The 15,776-nt window shown below is 63.9% G+C and carries 16 protein-coding genes; 9 read left to right on the top strand and 7 right to left on the bottom strand.

What is annotated here, in order from left to right:
- The first annotated feature begins 53 nt into the window (after nt 1-53).
- The 4 genes from UP10_RS23465 to UP10_RS23450 all read left to right on the top strand — a co-directional run bounded on the left by UP10_RS23465 (nt 54) and on the right by UP10_RS23450 (nt 2,239).
- Nucleotides 54-803 (top strand): F0F1 ATP synthase subunit A, encoded by a 750-nt coding sequence (locus tag UP10_RS23465; protein WP_044589619.1) that lies wholly within the window; start codon nt 54-56, stop codon nt 801-803.
- Nucleotides 804-860: 57 nt separating this feature from the next.
- A complete protein-coding gene (locus UP10_RS23460; protein ID WP_016847054.1) occupies nt 861-1,091 on the top strand; it encodes a F0F1 ATP synthase subunit C in 231 nt (76 codons plus the stop codon).
- A gap of 91 nt (nt 1,092-1,182) precedes the next feature.
- The gene (locus UP10_RS23455; RefSeq protein ID WP_044589618.1) at nt 1,183-1,749 is read left to right on the top strand and encodes a F0F1 ATP synthase subunit B; all 567 of its coding nucleotides are present in this window, start codon (nt 1,183-1,185) and stop codon (nt 1,747-1,749) included.
- Between the two features lie 4 nt (nt 1,750-1,753).
- Complete coding sequence (locus UP10_RS23450; RefSeq protein ID WP_044589617.1) at nt 1,754-2,239, top strand: F0F1 ATP synthase subunit B family protein; 486 nt, start codon at nt 1,754-1,756, stop codon at nt 2,237-2,239.
- Nucleotides 2,240-2,298: 59 nt separating this feature from the next.
- Here the strand turns inward: UP10_RS23450 and UP10_RS23445 are convergent, their stop codons facing one another.
- From UP10_RS23445 to thrC, 4 genes are all read right to left on the bottom strand, one after another.
- On the bottom strand, nt 2,299-2,946 hold the full coding sequence (locus UP10_RS23445) for a hypothetical protein (RefSeq protein ID WP_082077229.1): 648 nt from the start codon (nt 2,944-2,946) through the stop codon (nt 2,299-2,301).
- 126 nt (nt 2,947-3,072) lie between these two features.
- The gene (locus UP10_RS23440; RefSeq protein WP_044542955.1) at nt 3,073-3,660 is read right to left on the bottom strand and encodes a GNAT family N-acetyltransferase; all 588 of its coding nucleotides are present in this window, start codon (nt 3,658-3,660) and stop codon (nt 3,073-3,075) included.
- Nucleotides 3,661-3,728: 68 nt separating this feature from the next.
- Nucleotides 3,729-5,018 (bottom strand): M16 family metallopeptidase, encoded by a 1,290-nt coding sequence (locus tag UP10_RS23435; protein ID WP_044589616.1) that lies wholly within the window; start codon nt 5,016-5,018, stop codon nt 3,729-3,731.
- The gene (thrC, locus tag UP10_RS23430; RefSeq protein WP_044589615.1) at nt 5,015-6,433 is read right to left on the bottom strand and encodes a threonine synthase; all 1,419 of its coding nucleotides are present in this window, start codon (nt 6,431-6,433) and stop codon (nt 5,015-5,017) included. The genes UP10_RS23435 and thrC overlap by 4 nt, the downstream gene beginning before the upstream one ends.
- Nucleotides 6,434-7,189: 756 nt before the next feature.
- Between thrC and UP10_RS23425 the strand changes: the two genes are divergently transcribed.
- On the top strand, nt 7,190-8,164 hold the full coding sequence (locus UP10_RS23425; protein ID WP_044589614.1) for a magnesium transporter CorA family protein: 975 nt from the start codon (nt 7,190-7,192) through the stop codon (nt 8,162-8,164).
- A 24-nt stretch (nt 8,165-8,188) separates the two neighbouring features.
- Here the strand turns inward: UP10_RS23425 and UP10_RS23420 are convergent, their stop codons facing one another.
- Nucleotides 8,189-8,683 carry an SGNH/GDSL hydrolase family protein gene (locus tag UP10_RS23420; RefSeq protein ID WP_063775396.1) on the bottom strand — a complete coding sequence of 165 codons (495 nt, stop codon included), beginning with the start codon at nt 8,681-8,683 and terminating at the stop codon, nt 8,189-8,191.
- 127 nt (nt 8,684-8,810) lie between these two features.
- On the bottom strand, nt 8,811-9,524 hold the full coding sequence (locus tag UP10_RS23415) for a TetR/AcrR family transcriptional regulator (protein ID WP_197086885.1): 714 nt from the start codon (nt 9,522-9,524) through the stop codon (nt 8,811-8,813).
- 205 nt (nt 9,525-9,729) lie between these two features.
- On the opposite strand from UP10_RS23415, the gene UP10_RS23410 reads away from it, so the two are divergent.
- The 3 genes from UP10_RS23410 to UP10_RS23400 all read left to right on the top strand — a co-directional run bounded on the left by UP10_RS23410 (nt 9,730) and on the right by UP10_RS23400 (nt 13,128).
- Nucleotides 9,730-11,028: an HlyD family secretion protein gene (locus UP10_RS23410; protein ID WP_082077228.1), complete on the top strand. Its 1,299-nt coding sequence runs from the start codon at nt 9,730-9,732 to the stop codon at nt 11,026-11,028.
- The gene (locus tag UP10_RS23405) at nt 11,025-12,617 is read left to right on the top strand and encodes a DHA2 family efflux MFS transporter permease subunit (RefSeq protein ID WP_044589611.1); all 1,593 of its coding nucleotides are present in this window, start codon (nt 11,025-11,027) and stop codon (nt 12,615-12,617) included. The genes UP10_RS23410 and UP10_RS23405 overlap by 4 nt, the downstream gene beginning before the upstream one ends.
- Nucleotides 12,618-12,798: 181 nt before the next feature.
- The gene (locus UP10_RS23400) at nt 12,799-13,128 is read left to right on the top strand and encodes a GlsB/YeaQ/YmgE family stress response membrane protein (RefSeq protein ID WP_044542949.1); all 330 of its coding nucleotides are present in this window, start codon (nt 12,799-12,801) and stop codon (nt 13,126-13,128) included.
- Between the two features lie 172 nt (nt 13,129-13,300).
- Here UP10_RS23400 and UP10_RS23395 read toward each other — a convergent pair whose 3' ends face one another.
- Nucleotides 13,301-14,206, bottom strand: coding sequence for a LysR substrate-binding domain-containing protein (locus tag UP10_RS23395; protein ID WP_044589610.1), 906 nt, complete (start codon nt 14,204-14,206; stop codon nt 13,301-13,303).
- 234 nt (nt 14,207-14,440) lie between these two features.
- Here UP10_RS23395 and UP10_RS23390 point away from each other — a divergent pair, with 234 nt between their 5' ends.
- A complete protein-coding gene (locus UP10_RS23390) occupies nt 14,441-15,763 on the top strand; it encodes an aspartate aminotransferase family protein (protein WP_044589609.1) in 1,323 nt (440 codons plus the stop codon).
- Nucleotides 15,764-15,776: the final 13 nt, after the last annotated feature.

Genomic DNA, 15,776 nt, shown 5'->3' with positions numbered 1-15,776 from the left:
ACATTTGAAATTCGATTACCGGCACGATGGCCGGTGGACCAAGAGCCGCGCGGATGAAAATCGACCCGATCCATCAGTTCAATATCGAGCCCCTCTTTACGCTCGGCCATATCGGCAATTACACGATCGCCTTCACCAATTCGTCGCTCTACATGTTCATCGCAGTGCTGCTGATCGCGCTGCTGATGCTGGCGAGCGGCCGGGAACTGATTCCGGGACGGCTGCAGTCGGTCGCCGAGATCTCCTACGAGTTCGTCGCGTCGACGATTCGCAGCACGGCCGGCTCGGAAGGCATGAAGTTCTTCCCGCTGATCTTCTCGCTGTTCATGTTCCTCTGCGTCTCGAATCTAGTGGGCGTCGTTCCCTACACCTTCACCATCTCGAGCCATCTGATCGTGACCGCAGCCTTGGCGCTGCTGGTGTTCTTCACGGTCCTGATCTACGGCCTCTACAAGAACGGCCTGAAATTCTTCAAGATCTTCGTTCCCTCCGGCGTTCCGATCTACATCCTGCCGCTGGTGATGTTCATCGAGGTCTTGTCGTTCTTCCTGCGCCCGGTCTCGCACAGCGTTCGTCTGTTCGCCAACATGCTGGCCGGCCATATCGCGCTGAAGGTGTTTGCGGGTTTCGTCGCGATGCTCGGCTTCTCGCTCGGCGCGCTTGGTTGGGCGGGCGGCGTGCTGCCGCTGGCGCTCACGGTCGCGCTCTACGCTCTCGAACTGCTGGTCGCGTTTCTGCAGGCCTATGTGTTCGCGATCCTGACCTGCATCTACCTCAACGACGCCATTCATCCGGGACACTAAGCGGTCCGGAGAATCTCTCCACCCACAATCTGTCTATCTTTCCTCAAGGAGCTAAAAATGGAACCGGCAGCAGCTAAACTTATCGGCGCGGGCATCGCATGCATCGGCATGGGCGGTGCGGGCGTTGGCGTGGGCATCATCTTCGGCAACTACCTTGCCGCAGCGGTGCGCAATCCGTCAGCCGCGCAGGGTCAGTTCGGCAACCTGATTTTCGGCTTCGCCGTGACCGAAGCGCTGGGCATCTTCTCGCTGCTGATCGCGCTGCTCCTGCTGTTCGTTCCGCTCTGAGCGGCAACCTGGTTCCGCTCTCGCGGTAACCCGTCGCGCCGCCCAAAGGTTGTCCCGAGGGCGGCGCGCATGACAGCAACAGGAGAACACCATGGCTGAGAGTCATGGCGAGGCAAAAGGCCAGAAAGCCGACGCCCATACCGAGGCCGAAGGCGGACATCACGGCGGAGCGTTTCCGCCGTTCGATTCCTCCAATTACGCCTCGCAGCTGGTGTCACTGGCGATTGCATTCGTCGCCCTCTATCTGATCGTGTCACGGATCGCACTGCCGCGCGTCGGCGGTACGATCGATGCACGCCAGAACAAGATCGAAGGCGATCTGGCCGAGGCGCAGAAGCTGAAGGACGAGTCCGACGCTGCGCTGAAGGCCTATGAAACCGATCTGGCGAACGCACGCTCCCGCGCGCAGGCGATCGGCAACGAGACCCGCGAGAAGCTGAACGCGGCCTCCGACGTCGAACGCAAGACGCTGGAACAGAAGCTGGCGGCCAAGCTCGCCGACGCCGAGAAGCAGATCGCAACGACCCGGACCAATGCCATGAGCAACGTCCGTGGCATCGCGGCGGATGCGGCCGGCGCCATCGTCCAGCAGCTGTCCGGCCTGACGCCGGATGCGAATGCGGTCAACAGCGCCGTCGACGCTTCGCTGAAGGGATAGACCGATGCTTTACGAACCGGAAACCTGGGTCGCCGTCGCGTTCGTCATTCTGATGATCGTGTTCGGCTATCTCGGCGTCCATCGCACGCTGTTCACGGCACTCGATCACCGCGCCGCCCGCATCAAGGCCGAACTCGACGACGCCCGCCGTCTCAAGGACGAGGCCACCAAGCTGCTCGGCGAGTACAAGGCCCGCCGTGCCAGCGCGGAGCGCGAGGCCGAGGACATCATCTCGAGCGCCAGAGCCGAGGCCGAACGGATCGCGGCCGAGGCCAAGACCAAGATGGAAGATTTTGTCGCGCGGCGGACCAAGACCGCCGAGAGCAAGATCGCGCTGGCCGAAGCCCAGGCCGTGGCCGACGTCCGCGCCGCCGCAGCCAATGCCGCAGTCACCGCCGCCTCGACCATCCTGTCGCAGTCGGTCAAGGGCTCGGTCGCCGACGACCTCGTCAACAAGGGCATCGCCGAAGTTCGCGCCAAGCTGAACTGAGGCGCTTCCTCCCTAAACACAAAGCCGGCGCGAGATGATCGCGCCGGCTTTTTGTTTGCCTACTTCTTCTTGGGCGCGCGCGGCTTGGGCTCGGGCTTGATAGCCTGCGGGTCGAAGCCGATATAGAAGACATAATTGTCGTTTTCCGCGGCCGACGGTGCCGGATAGACGATATCCTCGGCGACCAGGCTGAACGGCACGCTGCCGCTCTCGTCGATCTGAACCGTGGTCTGATAGGCCTTGGTCATGATCGTCTTCTCCCCCACGCCGCCGCGCACCACGGCGACGCGAAGCGGCACCTGGATGGTCGGTGGCGCGCCCGCGGGTCCGACGATCACCCGCCCCTGGATCCCGATCTTGGCTGTGATCTCGCCGCCGTTCAGGGTGCACTGGCGCGCCATCTTGGTGATCGACGCCAAGAACTTGATGTCGTTACCGACCGCCTCCTTGCCGGGCGTCCCCACCGAATAGGTCGAGGCGCCGGCGCGGATCTGCACCGACGGACAGGTCAGTTCGGCGTCAGCGTCGTCGAGCTGCTTCGGCCCGGCGGATGTCGCCGGCTTGTCGGAGTCGGACGACCCGCCACCAAACAGGCTCTTGAAGCGGTCGCTGAGGGACTGCGCCGAGACGGCCGAGGGCATCAGGGCAGCGCCGAGGCTGATCGATGCCGCCACCATGATCGCGATCCTGATCACCCTGTCACCCATGCGATACCCTCTTATCCCCCAGCGAGGTTCCCTGTTCCGCGGGCCTTATAGCAGGGCAATGGCGGCGAACCCAAGGCGGGAACAGAGGCGGGAACAAAGCCGGCGAATCAGGCGCAACAGCAGCGATCAACCGCGGAAATCCTCGTGTAGCAGCCCGAACAGCAAATGGTCCTGCCAGATGCCGTTGATGCAGAGATAGCGCCGCGCCAGGCCCTCGCGACCGAAGCCGCATTTCTCCAGCACCCGGATCGACGGCGCGTTCGAGGGGATGCAGGCCGCCTCGATGCGGTGCAAATTGAGCTCCCCGAACAGCGACGGCAGCAGCACCCGCAGCGCCGTCGTCATGTAGCCGCGAGCGGCGTGGGGCTGACCGACCCAATAGCCGATGGTGCCGGCCTGCACGATGCCGCGGCGGACGTTGGCAAGCGTGATGCCGCCGATCATCACGCCATCAGATTCGCGGAAGATGATGAACGGATAGGAGCGGTCGGCCGAAATGTCTTCGGAATAGCGGCGCAGACGGCGGCGGAAACCGGCCCGGGTCAGGTCGTCGGACGGCCAGATCGGCTCCCACGGCGTCAGATAGCCGCGGCTGAATTCCCGCAACTGCGCCCATTGCGGGAAATCCGACATCTGCGGCGCGCGCAGCAGCAGCCCATGGCCGCGTGGCATCAGTGCGGCCGGTCCGCTGGATGGCAAACGAAACAGGGCCATGGCCCGACACTCCCCCGTCGGTCTCCTTCTCCCTCTCCCCGCAAGAGCGGGGCGAGGTGAACCTCATTCTAGTGCAGCAACGTCTTTGCCTTCGACTTCGTCAATCCTTCCGCAAAAGACACCGCCGTGTCCAGACCCCTGCCGCTGCCAAGCGCGACGACGGCCGGGCGGCTGCGCGACAGCAGCGCGCGGGCGGCATTGCGGCTCGATTCGACGCTCACCGCCTCGATCCGCGCCACCAGCTCCTCCACCGTCTGCGGCCGTCCATAGGCCAGCACATGGCGGGCCAATTGCTCGGCCCGTGATGAACAGCTTTCCAGCGCCATGAGGAGGCCGGCCTTCATCTGCGCCTTGGCCCGCGCCACCTCGGCTTCGGTCAGGGTCTCCACGGCATCGGTGATGACGTCGACGATGACCTCCATCATTTCAGGTGCGTCGGCGGGATCGGTCCCGGTGTAGAGGCCGAAGAAACCGGTGTCGCTATAGGGCGCGTGGAAGGTGTAGATCGAGTAGCACAGGCCGCGCTTCTCGCGCACTTCCTGGAACAGCCGCGACGACATTCCGCCGCCGAGCGTGTTGGTAAAGACCTGCAGCGAGAACAGCGACAGATCGCCCTGCGGCACGCCTTCGAGCGCGAGCGTCAGATGCGCCTGCTCGAGATCGCGATGCACCACACGGGACCCGCCCTTGCCGAACATCGCCGGCTGCGGCTTCGGCGCCGGCGTGGGCTGAAAGCTCGCAAATCGCACCGTAACGTCTTCGACGATACGCTTGTGATCGACCGCACCGGCGGCCGCGACCACCATGTCCGGCGCGCGGTAATGCGTCGACAGATAGTCGCCCAGCATGTCGCGGTTGAAGGCCTTCAGCGTCTTGGCCGTCCCAAGCAGCGAGCGGCCCATCGGCTGGTCCGGATAGCAGAGCTCGTTGAGATGCTCGAACACGACGTCATCAGGCGTATCCTGCGCCGCGCCGATCTCCTGCACGATCACGCCCTTCTCGCGCTCCAGTTCGTCCGGCACGAACGACGGGTTGGCGAGAATGTCGGACAGCACGTCGAGCGCCAGCGGCACGTCCGCCTTCAACACCCGCGCATAATAGGCGGTGGTCTCGGTCGAGGTTCCGGCATTGAGATCGCCGCCGACCGCCTCGATCTCTTCGACGATCTCGCGCGAGGAGCGCCGCGTGGTGCCCTTGAACGCCATGTGTTCCAGCAGATGCGAGATGCCATGCTCGTTCGGCTTCTCGTCGCGGCCGCCGACGCCGGCCCAGACGCCGAGCGCCGCGGTTTCCAGATGCGGCATGGTGTCGGTGACGACGGTGAGGCCGCTCGCGAGCTTGGTGACTTCGACGCTCATCCGGCAACTCCCTGCTTGGCGGCACGGCTGACCGACAGCACGAAGCGCTCGATATCAGCGGGATCATTCTTCATGACGGTCATGTGTTCGGATTTGGTCATCAGGCCGTCGAGCCAGGCCGGCAGATGCGGCCGCACGCCGCAGGCGGCCTCGACCGCGTCGGGGAATTTGGCCGCATGCGCGGTCGACAGCACGATGTTCGGGATCGTCGAGTCCGAGGTGTCGCGGTCGGCGACCGCAAGCGCCACCGCGGTATGGGGATCGACGAGGTCGCCGGCCTCGCGCCAGGCGGCGCGGATCGCGGCAGACGTCTCGGTCTCATCGGCGCGGCCGGCGTCGAAATCACGGCGCACCGCGGCCAGCGTCGCATCCGGCAGCACGAAGCGGCCGGACTGCTTCAACGAATCCATCAGGCGGCGGACACTGCCGGCATCGCGGCCGCTTGCCTCGAACAGCAGCCGCTCGAAATTCGAGGATATCTGGATGTCCATCGACGGCGAGGCTGTGGCGTGAACCTCGCGCACCTCGTAGATGCCGGTCTTCAGCGTGCGCGGCAGGATGTCGTTGACGTTGGCGGCGATCCGCAGCCAGCGGATCGGCAGGCCCATGCGCTTTGCGACATAGCCCGCGAAAATATCGCCGAAATTGCCGGTCGGCACCGTGAAGTCGACCATCCGCTGCGGCGCGCCGAGCGCGACCGCCGAGGTGAAGTAGTAGACCACCTGCGCGACGATGCGCGCCCAGTTGATCGAGTTGACGCCGGACAGCGCGACCGCGTCGCGGAAACGATGGTTGTTGAACATCGCCTTCACGATCGCCTGGCAATCGTCGAACGTGCCCTCGATCGCCAGCGCGTGCACATTGGCGGCGCCCGTCGTCGTCATCATGCGCCGCTGCACGTCGGAGATGCGCCCGTTCGGGAACAGCACGACGAGATCGACATTGTCGAGGCCCGCGAACGCATCGACCGCAGCGCCACCGGTGTCGCCCGAGGTCGCGACCACGATCGTGGTGCGCTGTGCGCGCTTCGCCAGCACGTGATCCATCAGCCGCGAGATCAGCTGCATCGCGACGTCCTTGAACGCCAGCGTCGGCCCGTGGAACAGTTCGAGCAAGAATTGATTCGGCCCGATCTGGTCGAGCGGCACCACCGCAGGATGGCGGAAGGTGGCATAGGCCTCGTTCGCCATGCGCCCGAGATCGGCGTCGGAAATCTCACCGGCGACGAACGGGCGGATGATCTCGACCGCGACCTCCCAATAGGGCCGGCCGAAAAACGAGGCGATGGTCTCGTGCGAAAGCTGCGGCCAGGTCTCGGGCACGTACAGCCCGCCGTCACGGGCAAGCCCGGTCAGCATCACATCGCAGAAGCCCAGTGCAGGGGCTTCGCCCCGGGTCGAAATATAGCGCGTCAAACGGCCCTCCAAAGGCTTCGATCCTAGCCTTAAGCCTTTGATATATTGGAATTATCATGTTCGCCATTTGCGAACCGAGCGGGCACCATAGAAGATCAGGCCGGCAAAGTGTAGCCCGAAGGATGCGTTCCGGCGTCGCGCGGTTGACGCGCTGCTCTCTCCGATTGTCGTCCTGGCGAAAGCCAGGATCCATAACCACCGCAGTTTGTCGGGAGAGGGATCGTAGCCCCAGCGTCGCGCAACGATTGACACTTGGGGTAATGGATCCTGGCTTTCGCCAGGACGACATCGAGTTTGTTGAACGGCTGATGCCATGCACCCGCCTTCTCGCGACATGATTTGTCCGAGCTTTGCATTTCGTTTGCCCTCGTCTTGAGCAGAAGGCGCAGGGAAAGCCGGGTGCCGATCGCACCCATGGGCCCGGTGCAACAGAAAGCACCGGGGTAGGACCACAGGTGTAACCGGGAACTCTGGCTTTCCCTGCGCGATGGGTTACGGCTTATACGTGCTCTCCCCGGCGAGACTTGGCTTCCTTGTCACCGCCATCAGCACGGGGCGTAGCCTCTTGCTGATAGGACACCTACCACTAGGGCGTCAGGCCTGCACGACCTCGCCGTCCGCTTCACGCGCTCTCGTCAATTGCGCAATCAGCGTCCACCGCATCCCACCGCGCGTTCGTGACGTCGAGAGATGGAACAGCTTTCCAAGCCTCGCTATTGTCGTCGGCCACAATATAAGATGCATGGAGTTTGACGCGTGCTGAATTTGTACAGGTGGGCGACCAATGATTGGCAGAGTATCGGCGCGGAATTGCCGCCCGAGATTATCTGGATAGACCTGCTCGATCCTTCCGCGGACGAAAAGCAGTTCGTCGAGAGCCGGCTCAATATACGTGTGCCGACGGAAGATGCCTTGAGCGAGATCGAGGCATCCAGCCGCCTGATCGCCGATCACGATCGGCTCTATCTGAGTTCGCCGGCGGTGCGGCTCGATGCGAACAACGAAGCCGAGATCACCAATGTCGGCTTTATCATCGGCCCGCGCGTGCTGGTGACGGTAAGGTTTGCGTCCATGCCGGCCTTCGACAGCGTCATGAAGCGAATCGATTCGGACAACGGCCTGCAGAACGGCATGTGCGTGTTCACCGCATTGCTCGAGGCCATGGTCGATCGTGGCGCCGACGTGCTGGAACATCTGGGCGCCAAGGCCGATCAGCTGTCGAGGGCCGTCTTCAAGGGCGGCCTGGTGCGAACCCGGCGCCCGGTCCGCTCCAGCCGCCGCTTGCGCGAGGCGCTGGAGAGCGTCGGCGAATTGGCCGATCGCTTGGCGAAGGCGCGCGACGTCCTGCTTGGCGTCGGCCGAATAGCAGGATTCGCCGACGACGTCGGCAATGAATGGATCACGGCCGCGTCGAAGAAGCGGCTGGAAGCCGTATCCAGGGATGTCGCCTCGCTGAGCGATTATGAGTCGCGCCTGTCGGACAAGATCCAGTTGCTGCTGGACGCCATTCTCGGATTCATCAACATCCAGCAGAACGACCTCTTCAAGATCCTGACCATCGTCTCCGTCGTCGGCGTTCCCCCAACCATTTTGGCCGGCGTCTGGGGCATGAATTTCAAGACCATGCCGGAACTGAACTGGACGTTCGGCTATCCGCTGGCCTGCGCGGCCATCATCGCCAGCGGGATATTGCCGTTACTGTGGTTCAAGCGGCGCGGTTGGTTCGATTAGGGCTGGCTCTCGTTCGATCTGGGTTTATCTGACCATCCCGATCAACTGGCCGGCGACCCGCTGATGGCCGGCGGCGGTCAGGTGAATATGGTCGGGCTGGACCATGCCCGCGGCTCGCGCCGAGTTGATGATCCCGTCGGCGACGACCGTGCGGATGTGACGCCGGTGAAGCTCTGCGAGAATCCTCGTGATATTGGCTTGTCTGTCCTCGGGGGTGACGATCGGCCCGTTGCCGTGCCGGCCGCGCTTGAAATCATTGCCGCCGAAATTCAGCACCACGAGAGTGGTACCTTCCGGCACCGAACTGTCGAGGCGCGCCAGCATTCCGCCGGTCGTGTCTCCACTGATTCCCGCATTCGTGACGTGAACACTCCTGCCCTTGGCCTGCAGCATGCTCTCCAACAGAGCCGGCCATGCCTCCGATGAGGAGACGCCTTTCCCCTGGGTGTTGCTGGCGCCAAGCGCAACGATTTGCGCCGAAGCCGGGTTTGACAGGACAAGGCCTGATACGATGAGCATCAAGGCCAAAAGACTTCTTGTGCCTGCGTGCATGGCCGCCCCTTCCGCGCTGTTCGAATTCAGGCCGAAAATGTAGCCAGACCTGACTCGGTGCACAATCGGCGATGATCTCCCGCGCCGGCGTTACTTATTGTTCGTGCCCCTCAACGCCGCCGTTCCTGCAGGCCGCAAGAAAGAACGCAACCGCGCGCGCCACATGCGCGTCGATCTCCGGGTCGAGCGTCTTGAGGTTAATCACGAACAGCGCCCTGAACAGCATGGGCACGGCGACGAGATCGAGGAAGAATCGCGCTGTCGTCGCGAGGTGTTCGGGTGCGAAGGCCGGCAGCGATCCAAGTTGGTCGGACCGTGTCAGTTCGCGCAGCAGGTCAGCCCCGAGTTCGGTACTGAGCTCGCGCGCCCTCTGGTTGACGCCGGCGGCCAGATCGGGGAAGCGGTTCGCTTCCGCGATCGCCAGCCGCATCAGTCCGATCCTGTCGGGGTCGAAACCCCAATGCAGCAGTGTGGCCGCCGCATTCGTGAGGCGCTCCTCGATTGTCACGCCGGTCGGCGGCTTGGTCTTGAATTCGGCGATGCGCAGAATGTCCCGCGTCACCACCTCGGTGAACAGCGCCCGCTTGTCCTCGAAGCGCGCATAGATCGTGCGCTTTCCGGAGCGCGCGACCTCGGCGATCTCGTCGATGCTGGCGCCTTCGAAGCCGCGCTGCAGGAAGACCCGTCGCGCCGCATCGAGGATGCGCGCATCCACCTCTCCGGCAAGCTCCTTCGGCGGTCGGCCAAAGCGCACCGCGGCGCGCTTGGCCCGCGGCGCTGGTATCGCCTTCACGTCGCTGGTGTTCATCACGATTGCACCGGGTTTCGTCCTGCCGGCGGGCCGGCTGCGCATCCCAACCTAGCGTAATCACATCTTCTTGTAAATAGAACGGAACGGTTCCGTTCCTATTGACGCACATCCGCGACGGGACTACTTGTCGCATAGAACGGAACAGTTCCGTTCCTTTATGCGAGGCCCTCGCTGACCTCGCCCGGTAGCAGGAGCAGCGATCATGTTCGAGGACAGTGTTTTGGAACGGGGCGAACTGCGGCTTGAGAGCGTTGAAAGCCCGCCGCCTATTGCGGCCTTGGATGCGCCCAGCGTCAGGTCCGACAAGCAGGAGCCCGCCGCGCGGGCGCCGTCCCCGCAGGAAAGCCCGGTTGGCAAGCAGCCTGCCTCTCCCGTTCGGCCGGAAGCCGCTGAACAGCAGGCCGACAGCAAAGTGCGCCCGGGCAGCTTCGTGCGCCGGCGTCCCGTGGTCTCCGCGATCGGCGCCGTGCTGCTCGCCGCCACGATCGGCGGCGGCTATCTCTACATGGACTACACCAGACATTTCGAATCGACCGACGACGGCTTCGTCGCGGCGCGGCAGTTCGCGCTCGCGCCCAAAGTGTCAGGATACGTCACCGCCATTCCCGTCACCGACAACCAGCATGTTGCCGTCGGCGACGTGATCGCCCGTCTCGACGACCGCGACTATCGCGTCGCGCTGGCGCAGGCAGAGGCCCAGGTCGCAGCCGCGCGCGCCAGCATCGAGAACATCGACGCGCAGCTCGATGTGCAGCAGGCCCAAATTGCCGCCAACCAGGCGCAGGTAGACCAGGCGGACGCGGCGCTGGTGTTCGCCCAGCAACAGGCGGCGCGCTACCAGCACCTCGAGCAAACCGGCTATGGCACGGTTCAGAACTCCGAACAGTATACCTCGCAACTGCATCAGCAGCAGTCCGCGCTTCTGAGCGCGAAGGCGAACCTGAATCTAGCGCAGCGGCAGGTCGAGTCGCTCAAGGCACAACACAAGAGCGCGGTCGCAAGCCTCGCGCAGGCCGAGGCCCAGCGCGACCAGGCGCAACTCAATCTGTCCTATACGACGGTCACGGCCGCTCAGCCCGGCCGCGTCGCCAACCTCTCGGCCGCCATCGGCCAGTTCGCACAAACAGGCACGAACCTGACTATGTTCGTGCCTGATGAGATCTGGGTGACGGCGAACTTCAAGGAGATCCAGCTCGACCGGATGCGGCCCGGCGAGAAGGTCACGCTCAAGATCGACGCCTATCCGGGACGCACCATCAACGGCCATGTCGAGAGCGTTCAACCCGGATCCGGCACCGCGTTCTCGCTGCTGCCGGCGCAGAATGCCACCGGCAATTACGTCAAGATCGTCCAGCGCGTGCCGGTCAAGATCGTGATGGACAACCCGCCGACCGACGTCGCGCTCGGACCGGGCATGTCTGTGGTGCCGACGGTGAGGATCGATGCTTCGCCGTCGCTCGTCGAGCGCCTTGGAAGTCTGAGTCTCGGGAGGTTCCTATGAGCGCTGCCGCGATCGACGCCAAGGGTTTCTCCGTCCCGAGCATCGCCCCGAACCCGTGGCTGATTGCCATCGTGGTCGCGCTCGCGAGCTTCATGGAGGTGCTCGACACCACCATCGCCAACGTGGCGCTGCCCTATATCGCGGGCGGAATGGGCGTGAGCGAGGACGAAGCGTCCTGGGTGGTCACCTCCTATCTGGTGTCCAACGCCATCATCCTGACCGCCTCCAGTTTTCTCGCCAAAATGCTGGGGCGCAAGCGGTTCTTCCTGATCTGCCTCGGCATCTTCACCGTGAGCTCGGTCCTGTGCGGGTTTGCGTCCAATCTGAACGCACTGTTGCTGTTTCGTATTCTGCAGGGTCTTGGCGGCGGCGGCATGGTGCCGGTGGCGCAGTCGATTCTGGCGGATGCGTTTCCACCGGCCAAGCGCGGCCAGGCCTTTGCGGTGTTCGGCGTTGCCGTGGTGGTGGCGCCGGTGGTCGGGCCGACGCTCGGCGGCTGGCTGTCCGACAATCTCTCCTGGCACTGGTGCTTCCTGATCAACGCCCCGGTCGGCGTGTTTGCGATCGCCCTGATCGCGGCGGTGTTGCACGAGCCCGCCAAGAAGGACGAACAGCCACTGCAGGATAACGGATTCGATGTCATCGGATTCGCGCTGGTGGCGACCTTCCTCGGCGCGCTCGAGGTCATGCTCGACCGCGGCCTGGAAGATGACTGGTTCGGCTCACCCTTTATCGTCACCTTCGCAGTGATCTGCGGTACGGCGTTCGTGCTGATGATCCCGTGGGAGATGACGCGCCGCAATCCGATGATCGACCTGCGGATGGTGGCGTCCAGGCAGTTCGGCGCCTGCTTCCTGGTGATGCTGGCAACCGGCGCCATCCTGCTCGCGACCACCCAGTTCCTGCCGCAGCTGGTGCAGCAGGATTTTGGCTACACCGCGACCTGGGCGGGCCTCGTGCTGTCGCCCGGCGGCCTGGTCACGATGGCGATGATGTTCGTCGTCGGCCGTTTCGCCGCGAAAGTGCAGCCCAAATACCTGATCGTCGCCGGTGCTGTTGTCATCGCGCTCTCGATGTACAGCATGACCAACGTGTACGGCGATCTCGGCTTCTGGTTCATGGCGCGCTCGCGCATGCTGCTCGGCGTCGGCCTGCCGCTGATCTTCGTCCCGATCATGGCGGCGTCCTATGACGGCATTCCGCCATCCAAGACCGACCAGGCCTCCGCTTTGATCAACGCGGCGCGCAACACCGGCGGCTCGATCGGCGTCTCCGTCGTTTCAAACGTGCTGACGCATCGCGAGCAGTTCCACCAGAACCGGCTTGTCGAGCAGGTGGTCCCGTCGAGCCCGCAATATCAGGATACGCTGCAGCAGATCACGAACTTCTTCGCCGGCCATGGCAGCTCGCTGGCGCAGGCGCACGACCAGGCGATCCAGTGGATCGGACAGCAGGTGCAGAACCAGGCCTCGTTCCTCGCCTATATGGATGCGTTCTGGGTGCTGATGCTGATCTCGCTGTCGGCCGTGCCGCTCGCGCTGACGCTGCGCAAGGTCAAGCTCGGGGGCGCCGTCAATATGGGCCATTGAGCCGGCCTACCTGTGGCGATCGGCGCGCCGCGCCGATCTTGCAAGCATTCAAATATAAGTCGCGTTCTCGGAACCCTTGTTCGTGAGGGTGGTTGTGAACTGATCCTCGAACGCGGCGGGATCGGCTGGCAGCCATCAGCAGGGCCGCTGGAGTTTCGGCACACCGCACAGAGGTGGCAACATGAATATGTCGAGTGAAGGCCTGTTGGTCGTGTTGTTTGTCGGTCTCGTCGCAGGCTGGCTGGCGGGACAGATTGTGCGAGGCACCGGTTTTGGACTCATCGGTGACCTGATCGTAGGAATTCTCGGCGCCTTTATCGGAAGCTGGCTGTTGCCTCAGCTCGGCATCCATCTCGGGACCGGTGTCGTCAGTGCAATCGTCAACGCCACCATCGGTGCGGTACTGCTGCTCCTTGTCGTGCGGCTCGTTCGTGGCGGCGGCGGATGGGGCAGCAGCTGGCGAGGTGGCTGGGGAAACAGGTGGCGGGGCGGATGGGGCGGACGTTGGTAATGTGCCCGGCGGCTTGATCGAAACACTTGGCCTGATCGAAACACTTGGCAAGCAGCTGAAGGGCGACTCTCAACTGACGTGCCACTTGGGACCTTCATATCCGCCGCGGTGGCTTGACTGAACGCGCGCAGCTCCCCGGGCGGCACCCGGTCGCGGACCAACCATCGTGGCGTCAAGCCAAGGTTGTCATCCGCAGGTTCGCGGCCGAGAGCTGGCCGCGCAACCAGGCTTCGAACGCCGTCACATGGCTGCGGCCCTTGGCCTCGGCGGAGCGCACGAGATAATAGGTGACGGTCTCGACCTCGAAGCTCGGGTGATCGAACGGCGCGACGAGTGTGCCATCCTTGAGCTCGTCGGCGGCGAGTAGCTCGCTCTCCAGCACCACGCCGAGCCCTTCGACCGCCGCGTCGATCGCCATGGTAGATCGATCGAACCAGAGCTCGTGACGTGCCTTGATGTTCGAGCCGGCGACCTGTCGAAGATAGTCGGTCCAGGTCAGGGCATTGGAGGAATGAATCAAGGTGACGCGGGCGAGATCGGCCGGCGCGCGCAAGCCGACCTGTTCGATCAGCCGCGGACTGCATAACGGGCGCAAGCGCTCCGCCAGGAACGGCTCGATCTGCCGGCCATTGCCGGCGGGCGGGCAACCATAGGCCAGCGCGAGGTCGAAGCGCGTGGTTTCGAGTTCGCGCAAGTCCGTGATCGTCGACAGCCTGATCCCGATTTCCGGGTGCTGCTCGATGAAATTGCCGATCCGCGGCTGCAGCCATTTGGCGGCAAAGCTCGGCCCGCTGGCGATGAACAGATGGTCGCGCTGCGACTGCGGCGCCACCAGTCGCGTCGCACCCACAATGGTTCCGAACGCACGCTCGATCTCGCTGGCGTAGACCCGGCCGGCATTGGTGAGAACCGCGCGGCCGGCGTGCCGGGAAAACACCTGGACGCCGAGGAACTCCTCGAGGTTCTGGATGTGGTGGCTGACGGCCGATGGCGTGACCCCCAGTTCCTCGGCGGCACGGCTGAAGCTACCATGCCGCGAGGCCGCCTCAAACGCCAGCAGCGCCTTGAGCGGCGGCATGCGCGGTCGGTGAGGTGACTCCACCTCACCGGCTGCTGAGTTTTTTGATGTGGCGCGCATGATGGCTGCTCATTACGAATATTGCCGTTAGCTCAGGCAATTCTCGTACCGCGACTGCCCTGACGCAACAGATACCTGCCCCGAAACCGACCCGCGAACATCAGGCGGATTCAACGGTGCCGCGCCGCATTGCCATGCGGCGGCAGCGCGATGCCGCCTGCCCGAGGAGAGCACATGACTTCAGCGCTGAAAGCCGCCGCCGACGAATTCCTGATCCGGTATGGCGGGGACGTGTTCCCGAACCTCTTCACCTCGGCGAAGGGGACGATCGTCACCGACAGCGACGGCCGCGAATATCTCGATTTCACGTCGGGGCAGATGTGCGCCACGATCGGTCACAACCATCCCGCCATCGTCGATGCGGTGGAGCGCGCCGGCAAGAAGGCCTTCCATCTGTTCAGCGGAATGATCCCCGAGGTGGTTGCCGAGCTCGCCCAGACGCTGGCCAGGGACTGGTTGCCGGGCGATCTCAAGCGCTCGATCTTCATCAATACCGGTTCGGAAGCCACCGAAGTCGCGCTGCGGATGGCCAAGATGTACACCGGCGGCTACGAAGTGCTCGTGCTCGGCGGCTCCTGGCATGGCATCACCGGAGGTGCTGCCTCGGTGTCGATGGCGAGCGACCGCAAGGGCTACGGCGTGCCGGCGCCCGGCGTCTTCGTGATCCCCGAGCCCAATGCCTACCGTCCCTACATTGTAAAGGACAGTGACGAGGATTCCGCGCTCGCCAACCTCGATATCGCACTGAAGATGTTCGACATGCAGTCGAGCGGGCGAGGCGCGGCGATCATTGCCGAACCCATCATCAGCGCGGGCGGCGTGCTGGTGCCGCCGAAAGCGTTCATCGAGGCGCTGCGCAAGGCGGCTCATGACCGCGGCATGCTGCTGATCTTCGACGAGGCGCAAACCGCATTTGGGCGCATCGGCACCAAGACCGGATCGGAGTATTTCGGCGTCGTCCCCGATATCATGACGATGTCGAAGACGCTCGGCGGCGGGCTGCCGCTCGCCGCGGTGTCGACCACCGCGGCCATCGAGAGCAAGCTGCATGACGACCATTTCACCTACTACACCAGCCATGTCTCCGACCCGCTGCTGGCGGAGGTGGGACTGGCGGTGCTCCGGGTGATCACGGAAGAGAAGCTGGTCGAACGCGCCAATGTGATGGGCGCCTATCTGCGCAGCAAGTTCGAGGGACTGCAGCAGAAATACGAGCAGATCGGCGACATCAGGGGCGCGGGCCTCTTGCTCGGCGTCGAACTGGTCACCGATCGCAACAGCAGGCGCGCGGCCCATCAGCTCGGCGGACTGACAACGCAAAAATGCTTCGAGCACGGCCTGAGCATGAACATCCGCCGCCGTCCCGAGCGCGGATCGGTGTGGCGTATCGCGCCGCCATTGACCGTCTCCACCGACGAAATCGATCGGGCCGTCGAAATCCTCGATCGATCCTTAAGGGAAAGCCTCGACGAGCTGTCGCGAAACAAGACCGCTTAGCAACAGAGGGAGG

Source organism: Bradyrhizobium sp. LTSPM299 (assembly GCF_000938235.1).
GTDB lineage: Bacteria > Pseudomonadota > Alphaproteobacteria > Rhizobiales > Xanthobacteraceae > Bradyrhizobium.
The sequence above is the reverse complement of the archived record's forward strand: the minus strand, read 5'-3'. Positions and strand labels throughout refer to the sequence as shown.